The 21418-nt window shown below is 35.4% G+C and carries 18 protein-coding genes; 10 read left to right on the forward strand and 8 right to left on the reverse strand.

The genetic code is table 11. The annotated features are described in order from the left end of the window. Window positions 1–192 precede the first annotated feature (192 nt). Genes SUDEN_RS02800 through SUDEN_RS11535 form a run of 4 tightly spaced genes read left to right on the forward strand, consistent with a single transcriptional unit; the run spans window position 193 to window position 4551 of the window. Window positions 193–2202 carry an HsdM family class I SAM-dependent methyltransferase gene (locus SUDEN_RS02800; protein ID WP_011372170.1) on the forward strand — a complete coding sequence of 670 codons (2010 nt, stop codon included), beginning with the start codon at window positions 193–195 and terminating at the stop codon, window positions 2200–2202. Window positions 2203–2255: 53 nt separating this feature from the next. Beyond that, a complete protein-coding gene (locus SUDEN_RS02805; RefSeq protein ID WP_202964928.1) occupies window positions 2256–3332 on the forward strand; it encodes a restriction endonuclease subunit S in 1077 nt (358 codons plus the stop codon). 12 nt (window positions 3333–3344) lie between these two features. Further along, window positions 3345–4424 (forward strand): PDDEXK nuclease domain-containing protein, encoded by a 1080-nt coding sequence (locus SUDEN_RS02810; RefSeq protein ID WP_011372172.1) that lies wholly within the window; start codon window positions 3345–3347, stop codon window positions 4422–4424. Beyond that, entirely contained in the window at window positions 4417–4551 is a 135-nt protein-coding gene (locus tag SUDEN_RS11535) for a hypothetical protein (protein ID WP_274378250.1), read from the forward strand. Before SUDEN_RS02810 ends, SUDEN_RS11535 begins: the two co-directional genes overlap by 8 nt. Here SUDEN_RS11535 and SUDEN_RS02815 read toward each other — a convergent pair. Continuing rightward, window positions 4519–5139 carry a hypothetical protein gene (locus tag SUDEN_RS02815; RefSeq protein WP_011372173.1) on the reverse strand — a complete coding sequence of 207 codons (621 nt, stop codon included), beginning with the start codon at window positions 5137–5139 and terminating at the stop codon, window positions 4519–4521. The genes SUDEN_RS11535 and SUDEN_RS02815 overlap by 33 nt on opposite strands. Window positions 5140–5246: 107 nt before the next feature. Between SUDEN_RS02815 and ilvC the strand changes: the two genes are divergently transcribed. Next, window positions 5247–6269 (forward strand): ketol-acid reductoisomerase, encoded by a 1023-nt coding sequence (ilvC, locus tag SUDEN_RS02820; RefSeq protein WP_011372174.1) that lies wholly within the window; start codon window positions 5247–5249, stop codon window positions 6267–6269. A 143-nt stretch (window positions 6270–6412) separates the two neighbouring features. On the opposite strand, the gene holA is transcribed toward ilvC, so the two are convergent. The 3 genes from holA to SUDEN_RS02835 are packed head-to-tail and all read right to left on the reverse strand — an operon-like array spanning window position 6413 to window position 10129. Next, complete coding sequence (gene holA / locus SUDEN_RS02825) at window positions 6413–7375, reverse strand: DNA polymerase III subunit delta (RefSeq protein ID WP_011372175.1); 963 nt, start codon at window positions 7373–7375, stop codon at window positions 6413–6415. Window positions 7376–7377: 2 nt separating this feature from the next. Next, window positions 7378–9327, reverse strand: a complete 1950-nt coding sequence (locus SUDEN_RS02830) for an RNB domain-containing ribonuclease (protein WP_011372176.1) — start codon at window positions 9325–9327, stop codon at window positions 7378–7380. Between the two features lie 4 nt (window positions 9328–9331). Next, window positions 9332–10129: an HDOD domain-containing protein gene (locus tag SUDEN_RS02835; protein WP_011372177.1), complete on the reverse strand. Its 798-nt coding sequence runs from the start codon at window positions 10127–10129 to the stop codon at window positions 9332–9334. Window positions 10130–10255: 126 nt separating this feature from the next. On the opposite strand from SUDEN_RS02835, the gene SUDEN_RS02840 reads away from it, so the two are divergent. The 3 genes from SUDEN_RS02840 (at window position 10256) to purL (ending at window position 13402) form a co-directional block, all read left to right on the forward strand. Next, window positions 10256–10582: a hypothetical protein gene (locus tag SUDEN_RS02840; protein ID WP_011372178.1), complete on the forward strand. Its 327-nt coding sequence runs from the start codon at window positions 10256–10258 to the stop codon at window positions 10580–10582. Window positions 10583–10592: 10 nt separating this feature from the next. Continuing rightward, window positions 10593–11117 carry a GreA/GreB family elongation factor gene (locus tag SUDEN_RS02845; RefSeq protein ID WP_011372179.1) on the forward strand — a complete coding sequence of 175 codons (525 nt, stop codon included), beginning with the start codon at window positions 10593–10595 and terminating at the stop codon, window positions 11115–11117. Window positions 11118–11188: 71 nt separating this feature from the next. Continuing rightward, window positions 11189–13402 (forward strand): phosphoribosylformylglycinamidine synthase subunit PurL, encoded by a 2214-nt coding sequence (gene purL / locus SUDEN_RS02850; RefSeq protein WP_011372180.1) that lies wholly within the window; start codon window positions 11189–11191, stop codon window positions 13400–13402. Here the strand turns inward: purL and SUDEN_RS02855 are convergent. Both SUDEN_RS02855 and SUDEN_RS02860 read right to left on the reverse strand, forming a co-directional pair. Next, window positions 13399–14091 carry an MOSC domain-containing protein gene (locus tag SUDEN_RS02855; RefSeq protein WP_011372181.1) on the reverse strand — a complete coding sequence of 231 codons (693 nt, stop codon included), beginning with the start codon at window positions 14089–14091 and terminating at the stop codon, window positions 13399–13401. The genes purL and SUDEN_RS02855 overlap by 4 nt on opposite strands. Window positions 14092–14173: 82 nt before the next feature. Further along, window positions 14174–15133 (reverse strand): 6-phosphofructokinase, encoded by a 960-nt coding sequence (locus SUDEN_RS02860; RefSeq protein WP_011372182.1) that lies wholly within the window; start codon window positions 15131–15133, stop codon window positions 14174–14176. Between the two features lie 87 nt (window positions 15134–15220). Between SUDEN_RS02860 and purH the strand changes: the two genes are divergently transcribed. Next, entirely contained in the window at window positions 15221–16756 is a 1536-nt protein-coding gene (gene purH / locus SUDEN_RS02865) for a bifunctional phosphoribosylaminoimidazolecarboxamide formyltransferase/IMP cyclohydrolase (RefSeq protein ID WP_011372183.1), read from the forward strand. 355 nt (window positions 16757–17111) lie between these two features. Here the strand turns inward: purH and SUDEN_RS02870 are convergent, their stop codons facing one another. Then, entirely contained in the window at window positions 17112–19139 is a 2028-nt protein-coding gene (locus SUDEN_RS02870; RefSeq protein ID WP_011372184.1) for a hypothetical protein, read from the reverse strand. Window positions 19140–19308: 169 nt separating this feature from the next. Here SUDEN_RS02870 and SUDEN_RS02875 point away from each other — a divergent pair, with 169 nt between their 5' ends. Beyond that, window positions 19309–20163 (forward strand): hypothetical protein, encoded by an 855-nt coding sequence (locus SUDEN_RS02875; protein ID WP_011372185.1) that lies wholly within the window; start codon window positions 19309–19311, stop codon window positions 20161–20163. 54 nt (window positions 20164–20217) lie between these two features. Here SUDEN_RS02875 and SUDEN_RS02880 read toward each other — a convergent pair whose 3' ends face one another. Beyond that, window positions 20218–21339 carry a metallophosphoesterase gene (locus SUDEN_RS02880; RefSeq protein ID WP_011372186.1) on the reverse strand — a complete coding sequence of 374 codons (1122 nt, stop codon included), beginning with the start codon at window positions 21337–21339 and terminating at the stop codon, window positions 20218–20220. Window positions 21340–21418 lie beyond the last annotated feature (79 nt).

Raw genomic sequence — 21418 nt, forward strand, 5'->3', positions numbered from 1 at the left:
GGGATTTTTCCTCGTTGTGTAATGTTGCTTCAGATTTGAGATATGTGATATTTTAGCAACATTCGCGGAAGAACTTAAATTATGCAACTCTCATTAAAATCAACACAATCAATCAAAAAAATTATTATTTTAGGGATATTTAACTAAAATCTTTGGACAATTTATAACATTGAATATTAGGGATAAAAACAAATGGCACTATATAAACTCGAAGACCATGTCAACGATTGGGTTAAAGCAAAACTTGAAGCACTCAATCTAAAAAATCAAAAAGATTATCATACAGAATCTGCAATTCCTGATTACCTTAAAGAAGCACTGCAAGGACGAGCTAAAACTGAAAAAAAAACCAACTTTGGCAAACCTGATTTTAGCATTACAAAGTATAAACAAGCCCCTATTGTTATTGAAAATAAACTCGGGCTAAAAAAACTCATCGAAGAGACAAAAGATGGTGTCAAATTTGATGAAAAATCTATTAGTAATTATGCTGTTAATGGAGCTTTATACTATGCTACAGGTATGATTGCATCTGGTAAATATCATGAGGTTATCGCTATTGGGATAGCGGGTGATGGAGATGATGCTATAGAGCTAAAAGTTTACTATGTTTATGGTTCTGGTGAAAATTCATTTAAGTTACTAGAAAATGTATCCACATTGGACTTTTTAGAAAATCAAAAAACCTTTGATGTATTTTACAAAGATGCTATCCTAACAGAAGATGAAAAACATGAAATTCTCATCAAATCACAAGCAGAGTTACAAAAATACTCTAAAAGTTTAAATAAACTTATGCACAATCACAATATCACCGCTCCCCAACGAGTACTATATGTATCTGGTATGTTATTATCGATGCAAAATGTTGTAGATACAAAAGGGACTAAAATTCAAGATGGATTAGTTCCCCAAGATTTAAAAGGGGTACAAACAGAGTCTAAGCGTGATGCTATTCAGATTGTAAATCAAATTAAAGAATTTCTAACCGCTCGAAATATTCCAATCGAAAAACAAAACCTTATGTTGTCAAGTTTTTATGAAATTTCAAAAGATGTACAACGGGATGAATTAGAAATATTAGACAAAGAAGTATCAAAACTCATTGATGGAAAAGCGAGTATCAATAAACAGATTTTTACATTCATCTACCACAATATTTTTCTCTCAATTGATGCAATGGCAGGACATCTTGACATCATGGGTGAGATGTATAGTGAGTTTTTAAAATATGCTTTAGGTGATGGTAAAGAGATAGGAATAGTTTTAACTCCCCCTTATATCACTAAAATGATGACCACAATCTTAGGTGTCAATCAAAACAGCAAAGTTATGGATTTAGCAACAGGTTCGGCAGGATTTCTTATCTCTTCTATGGAGATGATGATTGATGATGCAGAAGCTAATTATGGAAAAGAAACAACGGCTGCAAAGAAGAAAATTGATATCATCAAAAAAGAACAATTATTAGGAGTGGAACTTAATGCTGAAATGTTCACTCTTGCAGCTACAAATATGATTTTACGAGGAGATGGAAGTTCAAATATCCATAAAGGCAATACATTCAATACTCCAGAACAACTCTATACTAGTTTTAAAGCAAATAAACTATTACTCAATCCACCATTTAGTTATGATGAAAATGGTATGCCTTTTATAGCTTTTGGTTTGGATAAAATGGAAAAAGGAGGACTTGGAGCTATTATCATCCAAGACTCGGCAGGAAGCGGAAAAGCAACTAAATCAAATCAAGCAATGCTTAAAAAACACACTCTAAAAGCTAGTATCAAAATGCCTACTGATTTATTTCAACCAATGGCAGGAGTGCAAACTAGTATCTATGTTTTAGAAGCACACAAGCCGCACGACTTTGAACAAACAGTAAAATTTATCGACTTTAGAAATGATGGTTACAAAAGAACTAGTCGTGCTTTACAAGAAATAGATGAACCGACAAAGCGATATGCAGATATTGTCAAAATCTACAAAGCAGGGAAAAATGCCAAAGTAGAAGCTCCTTGGAACCTAAATGAGGTCTATATAGAGGACTTTATCACCCCAAGCGGAAGTGACTGGAACTTTGACCAACATAAAACTATCGATAGTAAACCAACACTAGAGTATTTTAAAAAAACGGTGAGTGATTATCTATCTTGGGAAGTGTCAAATATTTTAAAACAAAGAGGTGATAAGGGAAAGTAGTTTCCCTGCTTAACGAAATGCTAAATAGTGTTGAGTGGGGAGAAGAAGTTTACTTGAAGGATTTATTTACAATAAAACGGGGAAAAAGATTAACTGTTGAAAATAGAGTTAAAGGAAATCGTCCATTAATAACTGCTGGTTATGAAAATACTGGGGTTGCTGAATTTATTGGAAATAATAATCAAGAAATATTTCCAGAAGATACAATAACAATTGATATGTTTGCTAATACTTTTTATCGAAATTATAGTTATTCAGCTGATGATAATATTTTGGTTTTATTTGATAAAGAAAAAATTCCATCAAAAGCTAAAAACTTTATTGTTGGTTTGATTAATAAAGTACTTTCTACAAAATTTTCTTATGGTAAACAATATAGAATGGGAAGTTTTGAGGAAACTAAAATCCAACTTCCCATAAAAAATGGGAAGATAAATTTTTCATTTATGGAAAAATTTATAGCGGAGCTAGAAGCGGAGCATATAGCGGAGCTAGAAGCGGAGCATATAGCGGAGCTAGAAGCTTATTTGGTGGCAACTGGACTAAAAGATCATACTTTAACGGTTAAAGAACAACAGGTTTTAGATGATTTTGAAAATGGAAAGATTACATTTAAAGAATTTACTTATGAAAGCATTTTTAATAAAATTGTTCAAGGCAGAAGACTCACAAAAAATGACCAAATTTCAGGCGATATTCCTTTTGTGATGGCTGGAACAACAAATACAGGAGTTGTAAATTATATTTCAAACCCAGTTGCAAGTTTTCCTAAAAATTCAATAACTATAGATATTTTTGGTAATACTTTTTACAGAAGTTATAATTTTGGAGCAGGTGATGATACAGGTGTATATTGGAGTGATGAGAAAAATTATTCAAAAGAAACGATGCTGTTTTTTGCAGCATCAATGGGAAAATCGTTATTTGGAAAATTTGATTTTGGCAAAAAATTAAGAAGTTCACAAAGTTTAAATTTCAAAATGAAACTACCATTTATTAACAAACAGCCAAACTACATAATTATGGAAACCTTCATCTCCGCCATCCAAAAACTGGTTATTAAAGATGTAGTATTGTATGCGGATAAAAAAATAGCTACTACAAAAAGTGTTGTAGAGAAAGAGATATAGAGGAGTTTATCAATGGATAATCTAACAAACGATAACGAATACAAAAACTTTATAGTAGATGTCGCTACAAAAATCAAACAAACTCAAGTAAAACTTGCAGTTAGTGTAAATAGTGGGTTGCTTCATTTTTATTTTGAACTTGGTGGTATGATTAGCCAAAAGCAACAAAAAGCAAAATGGGGAGCTAAGTTTATTGAAACTATGGCAAAAGATATCAAAAAAGAGTTTCCTGAACTGAAAGGCTTTTCAAGAACCAATCTTTTTAGTATGAAAAAATTCTATGAATTTTACTCCATTGATTTAGTCCAACTCAGAGTTGGACTAATTGAAAATCCTCAAAATCAATTGGAAGATATCCTTTTTTCTATACCATGGCGACACCATATTGAGATACTCAATAAAGTTGATTCTATAGGTGAAGCTGTGTATTATATTGATCAGACCTTGCAAAACAACTGGAGCAAAGATACTTTAGCAATAAATTTAAAATCAAAACTTTTTCAAAGAGATAGTAAAGGGGTCAATAATTTTTCAAATACCTTACCAAAACCACTATCAGACCTTGCAGTCCAAACGATAAAAGACCCTTATGTGTTTGATTTTTTTAGTTTTGATAAGCCTTTTATAGAAAGAGATATAGAAAATAAGCTTATAGACAATATCACAAAATTTTTACTAGAGCTAGGTCGTGGTTTTGCATTTGTAGGGAAGCAGTACCACTTAGAAATCGCAGGGTTTGATAGATATATTGACCTTCTTTTTTATCATATCGACCTTAAGTGCTATGTGGTGATTGAGTTGAAAAACAAAAAGTTTATCCCTGAATATGCTGGAAAATTGAATTATTATATTTCAGCTGTTGATACTATGCTTAAAAAAGAAAATGACAATCCAACAATCGGGATTCTTCTTTGCCGTGACAAAAATAATATAGAAGCAGAATTTGCCCTAAGGGATATAAATAAACCTATGGGTGTAAGTGAATTTGAGCTTAAACTTACAGAGATACTACCTGAAAATTTACGAAGCTCTCTTCCTACTATTGAAGAGTTTGAAGCTGGATTTGGAGATATTTTAGGGGATGATGAGTGAGTCAAATGATTATCTATCGCCAATTCTAAAAATAAAAGCAAAAGATGAGCAAAGATTGGCGAGTTTTAGAGAGCTTGAAGAGGATATTCAGAAGCTAAAGAGCCTTGAAAAACTCCGCAGCTTCTAGCTCATCATCATTTAAATTTTCTAGTGCAAAATCTTCATCTTCTGATAACAATCTTTTTATCTCTTTTTGACAATACTCAAACATCATATCTTTTGCACTCTCTAAGTTTACTACAAAACCTAAACCGCTAAATTGATAAGGCTCAACTTGCTCTATACAGATAAGTGTTCCATCACATGTACTCTCTAACATATCCACAATAGCTCTGTAAGAGATGTTAAACTCAGTAGCATGCCAGCCAATATCTTCCATCTCTTTTGAGCCAAACTCATCTACACCATCGGCTGTTGTGTCATCATAAGTTGCTCTTAGTTTGTTAAAACCTATAATCTCTTGCCAATTTGAAAAAGCTTTTATAAGAACTCTGTTAGCATCGACTACTATCTGATAATTTTTTCCAAGACTATTTTCTAATGTAGCTTCTTTATCTGCTACTCCACTGTAAATAAGTATGTCATCAGTTGTAAAAGGCTCATGGCATATAGCTCCATCAATCCTTATGCCAAAGTGTTCTTGAGAGCTTATAGCTTCTAAAAGTATGTTTTTATCAACAACAATAATTTCTTTAAAAAGATTGAATTTTTTCATAAATATTCCTCTATTTTTAATGGGCATTATAGGAGTTTTTGCTTTATTTTAGTATAATGCCAAAAATTTTTTAAGCGTTTAAGCTTAATAAAAACTAAGGAAAAATAATGGCATTAACTGTTTACTACGACAAAGATTGTAATATCAATCTAATTAAGAGCAAAAAAGTTGCAATGATTGGATTTGGCTCTCAAGGTCACGCACACGCAGAAAATTTAAGAGATAGCGGTGTTGAAGTTGTTGTTGGTTTAAGAAAAGATGGCTCTAGCTGGGCAAAAGCTGAAGCTAAAGGCTTTAAAGTAATGACTGTTGGTGATGCATCTGCATACGCTGATCTAATTATGATTTTACTTCCAGATGAAAATCAAGCTGAAATTTACAAAGATGAGATTGAGCCAAACCTAAAAAATGGCGCAACTATTGCATTTGGACACGGTTTTAACATCCACTACGGAAGAATTCACCCAAGAGCTGACATCAATGTTACTATGATTGCTCCAAAAGCTCCAGGACACACTGTTCGTTCAGAGTTTGTAAGAGGCGGTGGTATTCCAGATTTAATCGCAGTTGGACAAAATCCAAGTGGAAATACAAGAGAGTTAGCGCTTTCATACGCATCAGCTATCGGTGGTGGTAGAACTGCAATCATCGAGACAACTTTCAAAGATGAGACAGAGACTGACCTTTTTGGAGAGCAAGCTGTTCTTTGTGGTGGTGCAGTTTCTTTAGTTCAAGCTGGATTTGAAACTTTAACTGAAGCTGGTTATGCTCCAGAACTTGCATACTTTGAGTGTCTTCATGAGCTAAAACTTATCGTTGACTTGATGTTCCAAGGTGGAATCGCAGATATGAGATACTCAATCTCTAACACTGCTGAGTATGGTGATTATGTTTCAGGTAAACGTGTTATCAATGCTGAGAGTAAAGCTGCTATGAGAGAGATCTTAAAAGAGATTCAAGATGGTAGATTTGCAAAAGATTTCATCCTTGAAGGTCAATCAGGTTACCCAAGAATGAACGCTGAGCGTGCAAATGCAAAAGCTTCTTTAATCGAGCAAACAGGTGTTAAGCTTCGTACAATGATGCCATGGATTGCAGCAAATAAAATAGTAGATACTTCTAAAAACTAAAATAGCGACGCATTTTCTGCGTTGCTTCGCTCGTCACGTGCTTCAGCACGCTTCCTTACTGTGCGCTTTGAAACTACATCACTCTTTTTGTTTTTTGAGCATCCAAATTTAAGTACAAAAAAATCAAAAATAATTAACAAGTTTTAAAGCAGCTGTTGAACTCTTATAAAAGTAGAGAGCAAAATAGCACTTTTATCTACATGTGAGCTTTTCATCTTTAGTTCACTCTCTAAGAGTAGCTCGTGAAGTTTATAGTATTGTCTAGGTTTGATTTTTATAGCTTGAGTTGCTTTTTCTTCAACTACATGAGGCGGAGGCTTGTATCCTAAGATTTCTATCGGGTTTGGTGCGCCATTTACTCTTATGTAAATATTAAACATGTAGAGTTGTGTAAGGTAAGAAGTTAGGGCAGTTAAGAGGCGTATCTCATCTTCTCCATGCTCAAGAAGGCTCATCAAATCACTCTTGAAATCTCTCTTGTTTAGAATCTTTTTTATAAAATCATCTATATTAATTTGAGCAAGTCCAAAAATAAGCGAATCAATATCTTTAGTTGTTATCGCTCTATCATAAACCCTAAGCTTTTCTATCTCATTACACGCAAGCGCAATATCTGAATTTTGTATATTTAAGAGATGGTTTATGGCTTGGGTGTCTATCTTTACATTTTTTTCATGCGCTATTTGAGCGACACTTGCTATAGCTTCGCTATGGCTTGGATGAAAAAATCTAACAGGCATAGTTTTTGTTTTTGAGAGTGGTTTTGCATAAGAGGTGTAGTCGCTTCCATAATATGCATAAACAAAGATGTTATCAGAGCCTTTTTCACACTGCTCTATTAAGATATCTAACTCTTTTTTTGGAATTTTTTTTTCACTTTTAATGATTAAAATATTTTGATCACCAAAGAGAGAAGCTTGAGATAGATGAGCCTTTGCAGAGTTGAAATTATACTCATCATGATAAAACTTTAAAACAGATGCGCCTTCGTTGATGGAGAGAATATCTGTGTATCTATCTATAAGAAAAGTGCTCTCTCCAAAGAGTATGAAACTAGTAGAGAGAGAGTTGTTTTTAATATGTTTATCTAGTTCGTTCTTATACACACTTAAATCTCTTTTTCTACTATTTCTGTAATAGAAGCATAGATTTTTGCTTTAGCGATATCTACTTTGTCTATTCTTACTTTCACATCATCAAAAAGAGCAGCGTCAAGATTATGTGTGATGTAAAATCTTGCACCAGAGATTGTGTCATGAAGCTCAGCTTTAAAGAATGGGTCAGTTGAAGTAACTCTTGCACTAAAGAGTTCATCAATATTTTCCGCCGCCCAACGAGCAAATTTTCTAGCCATAAATTCAACCTCTATAGTTGAGGCTTCTCTCTCTTTTTCGCTAACACTCATACAGAGTGACTCTATATTTCTTAAAACATAAGAGCCTTCAGTTGTATCATGATTACTGATAGCTTTTAGAAGTCTGTGAACGATTAGGTCTGAGTATCTTCTAATTGGTGAAGTAAAGTGTGTGTACTCATCAAATCCAAGCCCAAAGTGTCCAGCATTTATAGGTGCATATCTAGCTTGCATTTGTGACTGTATAATCAGTGTATCTACCTCGGAGACAAGATTCATCTCGGCGGCTTGTTTTTGTATCTCTGTTATCGTTTCTTTTATAGATTTTTTGATATTTATAAACATGCCAATTCCAGCTAACTCTTGATAAAGATTTTGCAGTTTCATCTGATTTGGTGGCTCATGGATACGAAAAATACCTCTTGTAAATCTCTTTGCAGCCTCTTTGTTAGCAAGAAGCATACAATCCTCAATTAGCGCATGTGATGGAGTCTCTTCTGCATAAGAAGTACTTGATATATTTGAATTTTTATCAAGGAACATCTCAAGTTCATTTGAGCGGAAGTTATAACCTATTTTTAGTCTCTTAGCCTTGAGAGCATCAGTAATAACTCTCAATTTATGGATATACTCAAAAATCTCAATTTCTGATGGATTTTGAGGCTCTAAGTTGCCTTCAAAAAGTTCATCAACCTCTTCATAATTAAATCTTCTTTGTGAATGGATAATGGCTTCATAAACTTTTGAACTGCTTACTTCTAGTGTTTCTAAGTCAAGTTTCATCTCAAAAACATAGGCTAGTCTATCTACATGTGGCTGTAGTGAGCAGAGTGTTTCACTCAGCTCACGAGGAAGCATTGGGATAGAGCGATGAGGAAGATAGATGGAGAAACTTCTGTAAATTGCTTCATTGTCAATCGCCCCAAAAGGCTCTACATAGTAGCTTACGTCGGCGATTGCAACATAAAGAGTACTCTCTTTTTCATCATAATAAATTGCGTCGTCAAAATCTTTTGCAGTAACTGGGTCTATCGTGCAAAATGGAAGTTTTCTTAAATCAACTCTCAATGGATGCTTTGAAGCGTCAACCTCTGTAAATGAGGATGCAATTTCTAATACCTCAGGCTCAAAAGCATCATGTTTGTTGTAGTGTGCTAAAACAATCTTCTCATCAACTAATGGGTCTTTGATGTTTCCTAATAGCTCCATAATAGTAAAATCTTGATTATTGATTTTAAAAACGTCGCCATCTTTATAGCTCTCTAACTCATCTTGAGTTATTTCTACGCCGATTGGAAAATCTGTCTTTAAATCAACTAATGATTTTTTTGCATCTTTTGTAATGATATAAGCAACGCTATACGTCTGCGCACGACCGAGGACTTCAACTATCTTCGCACTAGGAGAGCCTCTTTTGCCAAGGAGTCTTTGGGCTATTACAAGGTCACCCTCTTTTGCTTTTGAACTCTCTACATCATCAATAAAGAGATCACGAACATACTCACCAATAACATGTAGATATGCAGTGCCGTTTTGGACTAGACCAAGAGTTCCAGCACGATACTTTGAGTTAAATTTGTAGAGAGTACCATCTTTTGTTATGTACTCTTTTGCTAAAAAATCATTAACAAATTTAAGCTCATCAGCAGATATATCCTGTTCATCAAAGCCATGTGTGAGCTTAATAAGAAGAGATTTCATCATAAAGTCAGATATTCTCTAAAGCTTTTTCAAAACTTTCCATATCAAGATTATATTTGAGTATAAGCTCTTTAGCTGAAGCAATACTCTCTTCTGTGATAGAACCATTAATCTGGACTGCTCTGCGAGCAACTTGTAAAATTTGTACTGCTTTTTTAATATCATCTTTTGCATTTTCTGGATTTAGGCAGTTTCGTATCGTCTCAACCAATCCTGTTTCAAATCTCCAATGCTCAAAGATAGTAGCACTTACCTCTGGAGTGTCAACACCAGTAACTTCTCTCTCTGCTGCTTCAACATCACCAAGAGAATTTAGTACTTCTTTAAATTTTTCTTGACTATTAGAAGATATGATTTGCTGTGCGATTAGAACTTTTCCTATCTCAACTAAAAAAGCAGCAGGAGAGAGAATACCTAAAAGTTTAGCCTCTTTTCTTAAGCACCATGAAGTAACAAGTGCATGTTGCTTTTTAGATAGAGCAGAGAACATGTCACCATCAATATTATATGGAGATAAATCAAGTACAAAACTCTTCTTGACAATACTAGCTAGTGCAAAACCTCTAACGGTGCCCATGCCAAAGAGACCAACTGCCTGATTTATAGTGTTTATTTCACGACTAAAGCCATATAAAGGTGAGTTAGCGGCTTTTAATATATCTGCTGTTAAGAGGGGATCTTTTTCTAAAATTTTTACCATATCATTAAAAGTACTATCTGGATCCTGATAAACAGCTTCTATCTGCATAGCAGACTCTGGGAGTGGCGGGAGTTGTTTTATTTTTTTTAGTATCTCATCAGTCATTTAATTCTCTCTTTGATAGCAAATTATAATTTGCAAAGATAATACTTATATGTTCATAAAAAAGCACTGAATATTTACAAATACTTGATACTATTTTCTCTAAATATTTAAAAGAAGGAAAATAATATGCAAAAAGAAGCGATGCTTACCCAGCTTGGATATTCACCAAATGATGCGTTGTTAAAGCAATTAGAGAGAATTGAGACTAACACAACAGGGTATGAAAAAATTCAAAAACATATTATGGACTTAAACGACCATTTAAAAGTAGATGACTCTTACGTGGCTATGTCAAATTCAAATGATTACTTTAAGATAAAAATAGACTCTTCTTCGCCAGAAGCAATAGAACAAGCACATGAAAAAGTAAAACACTTTAGCCAAAAATATAAAGTAAAAGTAGATAAATTAGAGAATAAAAATACTTACTATATAGTTGGATTTGAGCATTAATAATTTTAAAATGCAAGAGCCAATGAGCATAGAGGGATATGATGTCCTAATAGAAGAGTTTAAATTTTTGCTTGAAGTTGAAAAGCCGAAGACAGCGCAAGAAAAGCTTGTTGCTGCGGCACTAGGAGACAGAAGTGAAAATGCAGATTATCAAGCAGCAAAAGAGAAGTTAAGACATATAGACAAGAGATTGTTTTATTTAAATGCAATGATACAAAAAGCCCATATAATAGACCCCTCAACACTCTTACATACAAAAGTTAGTTTTGGAAGCAGTGTTCGGATCTTAGATTTAGAGAGTGATAAAGAGGAAGTCTATACAATCTGTGGAGTCTTAGAATCAGAGCCAGAAAATGGTCTCATTAGCATACACTCTCCATTAGCACAAGTCATGCTTGGAAAGAGAGTTTCTGATGAGTTTAAAATCCAGCTTCCTCTTATGAAAAAAGAGTATGAAATCTTAGAAATTTACTATAAAAATATCTTTTCTCTCAAGAAAAATGTTCGCAAAAAGTCCGATTTTGCTTTTCATTAAATCTATTTGCTAACTATTTTAAGATATAATCCCACTTTAAAAACCAAAAATTAAATTTTTAGGATTCCACAGTGAGCCAACAACTACAAGAGATTGAAAAAGTACTATCTTCACACAAGCTTTCAGGCGATGATTATGCGCATATTAAACAGATTTTAGGTCGTGAGCCAAATCTTGTTGAAATCGGAATTTTTTCTGCAATGTGGAGTGAACACTGTAGTTATAAATCTTCAAAAGTCCACTTAAGCGGCTTCCCTACAAAAGCGCCATGGGTAATTCAAGGTCCAGGGGAAAATGCTGGTGTTATAGATATTGGTGGCGGTTATGCTGCTGTTTTTAAGATGGAATCACACAATCACCCTAGCTTCATAGAGCCATATCAAGGTGCTGCAACTGGTGTTGGTGGAATTATGCGCGATGTCTTTACTATGGGTGCACGTCCTATTGCAAACTTAAATGCGCTTAGATTCGGAGATGTTTTAAAAGATAACAAAACTTCAGCACATCAACGTTATCTGGTTCGTGGAGTAGTTGCTGGAATCGGTGGATATGGTAACTGTATGGGAGTTCCTACAATCGGTGGAGAGACAAGTTTTGATGAGTGTTATAATGGAAATATCCTAGTAAATGCTTTTACTCTTGGACTTGCAAAAAGTGATGAGATATTTTACGGAAGAGCCGATGGAATAGGCAATCCTGTTATATATGTTGGTGCTAAAACTGGACGTGATGGTTTAGGTGGAGCTGTTATGAGCAGTGACAGCTTTACTGAGGAGTCAAAATCTCTTCGTCCAACTGTTCAAGTTGGAGACCCATTTACTGAAAAACTTCTACTAGAAGCTTGTTTAGAGCTCTTTAAAACTGACCATGTCGTTGGTATTCAAGATATGGGTGCCGCTGGACTTACTTCAAGTTCATTTGAAATGGCTGGACGTTCAGGCTCTGGAATGATTATGCATCTTGACCGAGTTCCTGCTCGTGAAGAGGGGATGACTCCTTATGACTTCATGCTTAGTGAATCTCAAGAGCGCATGCTTCTTTGTGCAAAAAAAGGTTCTGAAGCAGAAATTATCAAGATATTTGAAAAATGGGATCTTGATGCTGCAGTAATTGGTGAAGTTACTGCTACTGGAAATATGGAACTATTCTGGCATGGAGATAAAGTTGCAGAGGTTCCAGTTAATCCTGTAAGTGAAGAGGCACCAGTTCTAAACCGTCCAATGAGCAGACCTGCTTACTTGGATAAAATTGCTTCTGTAACAATAGATGATTTTGCAAGAGTTCCAAATCAAGAGGCATTCGAGAGACTTACAAAATCTATGGAAGTTGTAGATAAATCTTGGATTTACACGCAATATGACTCAATGGTACAAACTAACACTATTAAAAAAGGCGGAATGCTCGACGCTTCTGTTGTTCGTGTAAAAGAGAACGGAAAAGCTCTTGCAATGAGCGCTGATTGTAATGTTCGTTACTGCTATATAGACCCAAAAGGCGGCGCTGCAGCGGCTGTAATTGAGTCTGGAAGAAACGTTGCTATGAGTGGAGCTAGACCCCTTGCAATAACGGATTGTCTAAATTTTGGAAATCCTGAAAACCCTGAAGTTATGTGGCAGTTTGGACAGAGTTGTTTAGGTATAAAAGAGGCTTGTAGCGCTCTTACAACACCTGTAATTGGCGGAAATGTATCGTTATACAATGAGACAAATGGTGTATCTGTATTTCCAACTCCATCAATCGCAACAGTTGGTGTAAATGATGACCAAAACAAGGTTTTGATGTCAAGCTTTCAAGGCGAAGGAAATACTCTTTATCTAGTAGGAGAATCAAATTCTGAATTTGGCGGCTCTTTATATATGAAAGAGATTTGTGGAGTTGTTGCTGGAGTGCTTCCCGAGATTGATTATGAAAAAGAGCTTACTCTTTGGGATTTGGTAATTGAGGCAAACAAAAAAGGCATCTTAGAGTGCGCAAAAGATGCAAGCAGCGGCGGTGTTGCTATTGCGTTAGCTAAGATGGCTGCTGTGAGCGGGCTTGGATGTAGTGCTAGAATGCTCGTAAATGATGAGAGAGACATTTTTGCAGAGAGCATGAGCCGTGCAATTATAGAAGTAAAGCAAGAAAACTCTGCTTCATTTGAATCAATGGCTGGAGTATTGCAGTGTCAAAAACTTGGAACAGTCGGCGGAGATATAGTAAAAATAAACAATGTTTCAATGAGCATGAAAGAGCTTCAAGATAACTACTTTAACACATTCAAGAGAGTAATTGAGAGAGATATCTAATCTACTCTCATATACTCAAGCGCAAATTCTCCTAAAATTCTCTTCTCAATACTGCTTCTATAATTAGGAGCGATTGAGTCAATTGAGAGAATTTTTTCCAAAATATCTCTATGCTGTATAGGATTTGCAAATGCCATATTTGCGTCAAGTATTGATACTTGATTTTCATCTCTGCTCTGTAAAACTACTTCATCACCAGCAATTATCTCTCCCTCTTGAAGTACTCTATAGTACCATCCTGTTAGACCAGTTATATAAATCTCATTTGTAAATTTTTTGTTGTTCCATCTTTTAGCGATTTTATAGCAAGGCTTTCTTGCTTGAGAAACTTGCAAAAGAGTTGAGCCGATTTTATGAGTATCGCCCAGATACACGCTGCTCTCATGTAATCCAGAGATGGTAAGATTCTCAGCAAGTGCACCAAAGGGAAGCTCATCTACATGTAAGAACTCTGCCCACTCTTTGTAGTTCTCATAGCTATTTGCAAAAACCGCTTTTTCCAAGCCGCCATGATGAACTTTATCTGCTACTTCATCGCCAACTATGCCATATTTACTAACAAAAACAGTTGACTCAACTACCTCTTTAAATGAGGCACTCTCCCAATACTTTTGTAAAAATTCACTACTCTCTTTATTGCCATAAGCATTTACTTTGCCTATTTGAATAGATACAACACTGCTTTTCATAGATACAACCTTCTCAAAAAAGATTATTGTAACGAAAAAGCAGAAAAAAATTATTTCATATCAAGATAATTAAAAAATTATTTTAAAACTTTTTTAGATAACTAAGAAGCTCTGGGTCTAACATGTACTTTTGGCTTGTTATTTCATCTATATCTTTATGAATAAACCCAGTTTTACTATAGCAGACAACACTTGAATTTATATCGCCAAGAAGGGCATCAATTGCGTGATTTACAAACTTGTAAGCCATAAGTCTGTCATATATGCTAGGAGTTCCGCCTCTTTGAGTATGCCCTAAAACAGTTACTCTTGACTCTATGCCAACTTTTTGCTCAAGCCACTCTGCAATCTCTTTTGAGTTATCTTTAATACCCTCTGAAACTATAACGATAAAATATTTTCTTCCGTTTTTTATCTGCTCTTTAAAGCTATCTTCATAACTACTTAGATTATATTCTACTTCTGGTATAAGGCAGAGTTCCGCTCCGCTACATAAAGATGATACAAGAGCTAAATAACCGCAATCTCGCCCCATAGTCTCTATTACAAATGCTCTTGAAAAAGAGGAGGCTGTATCTCTGATGTTGTCAATTGAGTCTTTGATTACATTTAGAGCTGTGTCCACTCCAAGGCAGTATATAGTGCCGTTTATGTCGTTATCTATGGTTGATGGGATACCACAAAACTTTACACCATGCTCTTTATAAAATATATCCATTCCCCTAAAAGAGCCATCTCCGCCTAAAACGATTAACATGTCAATATCTAAAGCGTCAAGATTTTTCTTCGCCACTTCTCTGTAGTTCTTGAGCATAAATCTTTTACTTCTTGAAGAGCCCAAAATTGTACCGCCACGATTTATAATCCCAGCAACATCGCTATGAGATGCTTTTGTTATTTTGTTATCAATTAGCCCCTCAAAACCGTTGTAAACAAAGTAAGGAGTGAGTCCATTGTGTAATGCATACTCAACAAAGTGTTTAATTGCGGGATTCATTCCACTTACATCACCGCCAGAGGATAAAATAGCTATATTTTTCATCAAATCTCTCAAGTTAATTTCTTGTAGTTTACCATTATCTAAAGTCGAGTTAGATAAAATTAGAGAATTTATTTTTAGGAAATTTTAATGAAAAGAGCATTGGTAAGTGTAAGCGATAAGAGTGGTGTAGTTGATTTTTGTAAATCGCTTGTAAAAAATGGTTTTGAGATTATCTCAACTGGTGGAACATATAAGATATTAGTAGAAAATGGTATAAAAGCAATTGAGATAGATGAGGTTACAAAATTTCCTGAGTGTTTTGAGGGGCGTGTTAAGACTCTAAACCCGTTTGTTCACGGCGGAATTCTACATAGACGCGACAAACAGTCACACCTAGACCAAGCAAAAGAGTTAGGTGTTGAGGCTATTGATTTGGTTTGTGTAAATCTTTACCCTTTTAAAGCAACGATTGAAAAGACTGATGATTTTGAAGAGATTATTGAAAATATAGATATAGGCGGACCTGCAATGGTGCGCTCAGCTGCAAAAAACTTTGATGGCGTTATGATTGTAACGGACGCAGATGATTACGTAAAAGTTATCGATGCGATAGAAAATGAAAAAAATACACTAGAGTTTAGAAGAAATCTAATGATAAAAGCTTACGAGCATACAGCAGCGTATGATAGTATGATAGCAAACTATATGAACACTCGTTTTAACGGTGGTTTCGGAGAGAAGCAGTTTATAGTAGGAAACAAAGTAATGGATACTCGTTACGGGGAAAATCCTCATCAAAAGGGTGCTTTGTATGAGTTTGATAAACACTACTCAGATAACTTTAAAACATTAAAAGGCGAAGCTAGTTTTAACAACCTAAATGACTTAAGCGGTGCGGTAAAAATTGCTTCTGCTTTTGGAGCTGAAAATGCTGTTTGTATAACAAAACATGGAAACCCATGTGGTTTTGCTATAAAAGATACTCTATTAGAGGCTTATGAAGAAGCCCTTAAGTGTGACCCAGTTTCTGCTTTTGGCGGAGTTGTTGCAGTTAATGGCGTTGTGAACAAAGAGTTGGCTCTAAAAATGAATGAGATATTTTTAGAAGTAATCATTGCAGGTCGTATTACCCAAGAAGCACAAGAGGTGTTTGCTTCTAAGAAGCGTATCAAGCTATTTGAGATGGGAAGCGAGAAGTTACTCTTAGCAAATGACGCTAAAGACTTCAAACACATAGATGGTGGTTTTGTCTATCAAGATGCTGACAAAGTAAACAATGATGAAGTAAAAAATGCAAAACTAATGACAACTAGAGACGCAACAAGCCAAGAGAAAAAAGATATGGAGATAGCTTACAAAGTGGCATCTCTTACAAAATCAAACTGTGTAGTGTATGTTAAAAACTCTGCAATGGTAGCGGTTGGAATGGGTATGACAAGTCGTGTTGATGCTTCAGAATGTGCTTTGAAAAAAGCTAAAGCAATGGGGCTCGATGTTACAGGAGCAGCACTTGCAAGTGAAGCATTTTTTCCATTTCGTGATAGCATTGACGCAGCCGCAGCCGCTGGTGTAAAGAGCGTAATAGAACCTGGCGGAAGCATAAGAGATGAGGAAATCATAGAAGCCGCAAATGAGTTTGGTATGAGTCTATACTTCTCAGAAGTAAGACACTTTTTACACTAAAAATTTCTCTAAGTGCTAAGCACTTTATTTTGCTAATTTTTAAAATCTAATTTTGAATGAAATAGGGGGCAAGGGGCATAAACCCCTCGGCGTTACCTAAGCAACGGTGCAAAGATGCACATAAGCAGTATTGTGATGACTAACTTATCCATAGTGACCCCCTTATGATATATTCTCTGGAGGGCAAAAAAAAAGGTTAGAGGTTAATTACTCCTCTAACCTTCAAAGCTTTTACCGCTCCATCGAACATATCATAATATAGTCATCACGAACAAAATTATAATGATTTAAATCTAATAAGTCAAATTTTCATCTATCGAAAAGTTGCGTTAATCACGCAACTCTCTCAAACTCTCTATATTTCGTACTCTTCTTTACTCTTTTGAGAATTTGCTTCAAGTGACTCTTTATGTTGCATTGCGTTTCTTGTATCACTTGCGTTGTTATGGATTTTTTGTTGCATGTTGGCTCTTTGTGTTTGAGCATTCATATCCATTAGAATGTTGTTTGTAGCGTTGTATGCTTCAACATTTGAGAAACTTGTCTGAGAGATAGCATTCGCAAACTGACTAACTGCTTCAGGGTTTTGCATCATTGAGCCAAACTGTTGAGCTGGCATACCTGTGTTGTAGCCATTTATCATCATGTTGCGAGATGCCTTATCAGTCGTAAAACTTACAGGGTTTTGGTCTGCATCAGTCATGCTCAACCCGACATAAGATCTGTTTGGAGCGATTGAACTAAGCGCTTGGGTATTGTTAGCCATAGTGATTTGAGCTTGTGCCGCTTGTTGTTGCATATCTGCGCTTACTGCTTGCATAGTGTGATGTCCGCTTGGTAGAGTAGAGAAGCCTTGATGTTGTGGGGCAGCTTGTTGTCTGTTAAACTCTTGCATTATCGCATATGTCGCCATTGTTTCATTCGCATTTGAGAAACCGCTCATAACGCTACTTGCCGCCGAACTCATATTTTTAGAGAAGTATTGTCCAGCATCACCATCTCCCCTTAATGCCTTAAATCCGCCAATACCTGTAGCTTTTAAAACATCTAACGCAGCCGTAAATCCTCCGTCTATTATTTCACTTCCCGCCTCTATTGTGCTAAATGCTAAATTTTGTGATTTATCAACCCCCATCACATCTGCTAGTTCATTGACTAACGGCATTGCGAGTGCTGAAAGCCATCCAGCTTTTGAACTGCCTCCATTTTTATCTTTTCTATCCATTGCTTCTTTATCTATATTTTTAGAAGCTATATATTTTTCAGCTTTTATATTTCTGTCTGCTTTATCCATATTCTCCTGATGTCCCTTTGCTCTCTCATAAGAGTCTGATATCTTATCGTCAAGAGCAGAAGTATCCTTACCTTGTTCAAAGAGCTTGTTTCTTTGCTTTTTGAGATTTGAAGCGTTTTGAATTTCCTTGTCTCTTGATTCTTGACTCTTTTGATAATCTTCAGTATAATCTTTGATATTATTCCTGTGTTCGGAGGTGTTATCATGGTTTACGGAGTCCTTGCTTTCCTTGCTGTTGCTACTTATGGAGTTGTCAGATATGTCCTTGCTAGAACTGGTATTCTTAGGTGGGAGTGATTTCTTTAATGGATCAACAACCATCTTCTTTGCAGCCGTTCCCATCACCGCAGCAAAAGCCACTTTTCCAAAATTATCCGCTACTACTTCAGGAGTAAACTCTTCGGCTAAATCTTGAAGTACAGTTAGAAATTCTCCAGGTGCACTTGTAACCATAGCTTGGTTTTTCTGGTTATTACCGATATGTTTCATAAATGCTTCCTTAGAGGCTTTGTTTCCAATCAGCTTACCGTTTTGTATATCTACATGATGTCCATCTTTTATTGCCGCTTCGGTCATATTAAAGCCTTCCGCCAGCGCGGCAACCGCTCCTCCTGTTTCGACACTGACCCCATTTGCCATCTTTGTCTGCCCATCAACACTCACCATTCCCACATGTCCGTCTTTGCCTGTAGCGAACGAGACACTTTTTCCGTTAGCATCGACTATACTGTCTTTCATCATCGCTTTCATAGCCTGAGACGAACCAATTTGTTTTAAATAATCAAGTCCTTCCTTCCCTTTGAATTCGCTCATATCCGCACCAGCACTCTCCAAGCCTGCTATTTGATTTTCCAAAAACTTAGCATCATGAATATTGTCCCATTTTCTTCCAACATTCCCAGCCTGTTCCGCCGCTTTCATGCTTGCATCTTTAACATCTACTGTAACCGCTGCCGCTATTCCACCCTGTGCCGCTATTTTTGCATTTGTAGCTTGCTGCTTACTCTCCTCCCCATACTCTGCGTTTTGAGAGTAGATATCTTTATTTTTAGCATAATTCGCACGAACTCCTTTTGCTTGTCCAAGCATACTATCAGATTTAGATTGTTCTATATCTTTGCTGTCTGATTCAAATTTATTTAAGTTGCCTTTAATTTTTTTTGCTTTTGCAAAAAAATAAAAATAATCAATAAAAAATATGATAATTTTGGTATATATTGCAATAATACCATCAGTTAAAAAAAATCAAAGGAAACACATGAAAAAACTTAAATTAGTATCTTCAATCACGCTAAGTGCTTTAATATTTACAGCATGTTCTGCTGGTTCACCAAAGCCTTCTGTAAATGGAGAAAAACCAACACTATTTATAGAGTCTCATACTGCTAATAAATTTAAAGATATAACAGAAGAAAATGCAGATGCCAATGGCATATCATCAGCATTTGTAAAAGACAAACAGTATTTAAGATGTGATATATTGCCTGAAGTGATAGTCACATTTACAAAAGAGGGTTTTAGTGTTATTCATGATAAGAAAAAAGCAGATTACACGGTTGATTTAAGTCTTCTCTCTTGTGGTCAGGGAAGAGAGTATTATGAATTCAGAAACGCAAACCCTCCAAAAAGCAAAGATTTTTATAAGCGTAACATTGAACTTGCGCATGAATATCTGCAAAGAACCAACAATGTAGTTATGCCAAACAAATACTACGGAATACCAGAAGAAGATAAAAAAATCTTAGAAAGTTACTTCAAAGAAACACAAATTAAAAGCAATGATACAAATGTAGTCACAAGTGGCGTTATAAGTGGTATGGGATACATAGGAAACACTGCTGGGGCACTTGGAACATTAGGTGGTGGCTCTGCACCAACTGGAGCCAAAGCACTTGGAGGATTTGGTCTTGCTATGGGAATTATTTCTTTAACAGGCGGAGTAAGAAATCCAGATGTTTATAATGAGTTTAAGATAACTAAAAATTCAAGTGGCAAAAGCTGGAGTAAAACAGTTAATCTTCTCACTTTTACTCCTCAAGACTGGAAAATAAACATAAATAAACCTATATATGACTGGACTATTGATGAGATACCTTGGAATGAATTAGATTAAGAGAATCATAAAATTTACCAATAAGGGTTTAAATCGTATATAAAAATAGATTTCTTAAAGAGCAGGGATAAGAGTTATCTCTGTTATCTCACTACATGCACCAAGTCGCATGGGTGGACCCCAAAATCCAGTGCCTTTGTTTACGTAGATTTGCAACTCTTTGTTGTGTTGATGCAGGGCGCTAATATATGGTTGTTGAAGTTTTACTAAAAATCTAAAAGGGAAGAGTTGCCCTCCATGCGTGTGACCGCTTAACATCAAGTCAACACTATGAGTCACTTCTTCTATATATTTTGGTTGATGTGCTAAAAGAATCGTTGGAGAGTTTTTTAAATTTTCCAACGCTTTGCTTAAATCAGGAACATAACTCTTAGTTCTATATCCAAAGATATCATAAACCCCAGCTAAATTAAAGCCCTCACCCTCATCGCCAATATATATATTTTCATTCTCCAAAACTCTTATGTCAAGCTCTTTTAAGCTCTCTATTATTTTGGCTATATCATGAAAATATTCATGATTTCCAGTTACAAAAAAGGTTCCGTAAGCGGATTCTAAGTGCTTAAGCTCTGCTAAAATATCTCTGCCTCTATCCATCTTTATATCTATTAAATCTCCAGTAATGACTACTAAATCGGCTCTTATGTCATTGACTCTAAGAACTAAATTTTTTATAAATGCTTTATCTATGAGCCCACCTATGTGGATGTCGCTGAGTTGAACTATCTTGTATGATTTTTTTAGTTTTTTTATCTTTATATCTATTTTTTCGAGTTTAATGTCTCTTGCGTTATAAATGGACTTTGCACTTAGTGTTGATGCTAGGAGCAGTGAAGAGAGGTCAAGGGAGCGTTTAAAAAAGTTTCTTCTTTTTGCTGAGAGAGGAGCTATTTTAAGTATAACTCTTGAGATGTCATAAATGATAGCTGTACAAAAGAGCAGAAAAAGAAGACCAATAGGAAGTGAAAATAAAAAGTATAGCCAGTTAGCAAAATCTAGATAGTAGCGCCCTAACATGTAGCCAATAATACCAAGATAGTTTACAAATAAAAAAATATGGAAGTAAAATTTATGAGTTGCTTTGACATCAAGATAAGCTATGAACCTTCTTGATATATAGAAGTTGATAAGAGCAAAAACGCTTAAAAAAACGATGAAAAAAAGTAGTGGATTCATGTTTGAATTATAGCAAAGAAAACTAAACTAACACTTCAGCCTTGATTGACATCCGCTCAACTCTTGTGATATAATCATA

The organism is Sulfurimonas denitrificans DSM 1251 (assembly GCF_000012965.1).
GTDB lineage: Bacteria > Campylobacterota > Campylobacteria > Campylobacterales > Sulfurimonadaceae > Sulfurimonas > Sulfurimonas denitrificans.

Bases quoted from the DNA above. Each gene is read 5' to 3' on its own strand.
- SUDEN_RS02880 (WP_011372186.1), bottom strand. From the start codon at position 21,339: ATGAATCCACTACTTTTTTTCATCGTTTTTTTAAGCGTTTTTGCTCTT.
- SUDEN_RS02855 (WP_011372181.1), bottom strand. From the start codon at position 14,091: ATGAAAAGCAGTGTTGTATCTATTCAAATAGGCAAAGTAAATGCTTAT.
- SUDEN_RS02835 (WP_011372177.1), bottom strand. From the start codon at position 10,129: ATGACTGATGAGATACTAAAAAAAATAAAACAACTCCCGCCACTCCCA.
- purH (WP_011372183.1), top strand. From the start codon at position 15,221: ATGAAAAGAGCATTGGTAAGTGTAAGCGATAAGAGTGGTGTAGTTGAT.
- SUDEN_RS02845 (WP_011372179.1), top strand. From the start codon at position 10,593: ATGCAAGAGCCAATGAGCATAGAGGGATATGATGTCCTAATAGAAGAG.
- ilvC (WP_011372174.1), top strand. From the start codon at position 5,247: ATGGCATTAACTGTTTACTACGACAAAGATTGTAATATCAATCTAATT.
- SUDEN_RS02840 (WP_011372178.1), top strand. From the start codon at position 10,256: ATGCAAAAAGAAGCGATGCTTACCCAGCTTGGATATTCACCAAATGAT.
- SUDEN_RS02875 (WP_011372185.1), top strand. From the start codon at position 19,309: ATGAAAAAACTTAAATTAGTATCTTCAATCACGCTAAGTGCTTTAATA.
- SUDEN_RS02860 (WP_011372182.1), bottom strand. From the start codon at position 15,133: ATGAAAAATATAGCTATTTTATCCTCTGGCGGTGATGTAAGTGGAATG.
- SUDEN_RS02810 (WP_011372172.1), top strand. From the start codon at position 3,345: ATGGATAATCTAACAAACGATAACGAATACAAAAACTTTATAGTAGAT.
- SUDEN_RS02870 (WP_011372184.1), bottom strand. From the start codon at position 19,139: ATGCTTGGACAAGCAAAAGGAGTTCGTGCGAATTATGCTAAAAATAAA.
- SUDEN_RS02800 (WP_011372170.1), top strand. From the start codon at position 193: ATGGCACTATATAAACTCGAAGACCATGTCAACGATTGGGTTAAAGCA.
- SUDEN_RS02830 (WP_011372176.1), bottom strand. From the start codon at position 9,327: ATGATGAAATCTCTTCTTATTAAGCTCACACATGGCTTTGATGAACAG.
- SUDEN_RS02815 (WP_011372173.1), bottom strand. From the start codon at position 5,139: ATGAAAAAATTCAATCTTTTTAAAGAAATTATTGTTGTTGATAAAAAC.
- SUDEN_RS11535 (WP_274378250.1), top strand. From the start codon at position 4,417: ATGAGTGAGTCAAATGATTATCTATCGCCAATTCTAAAAATAAAAGCA.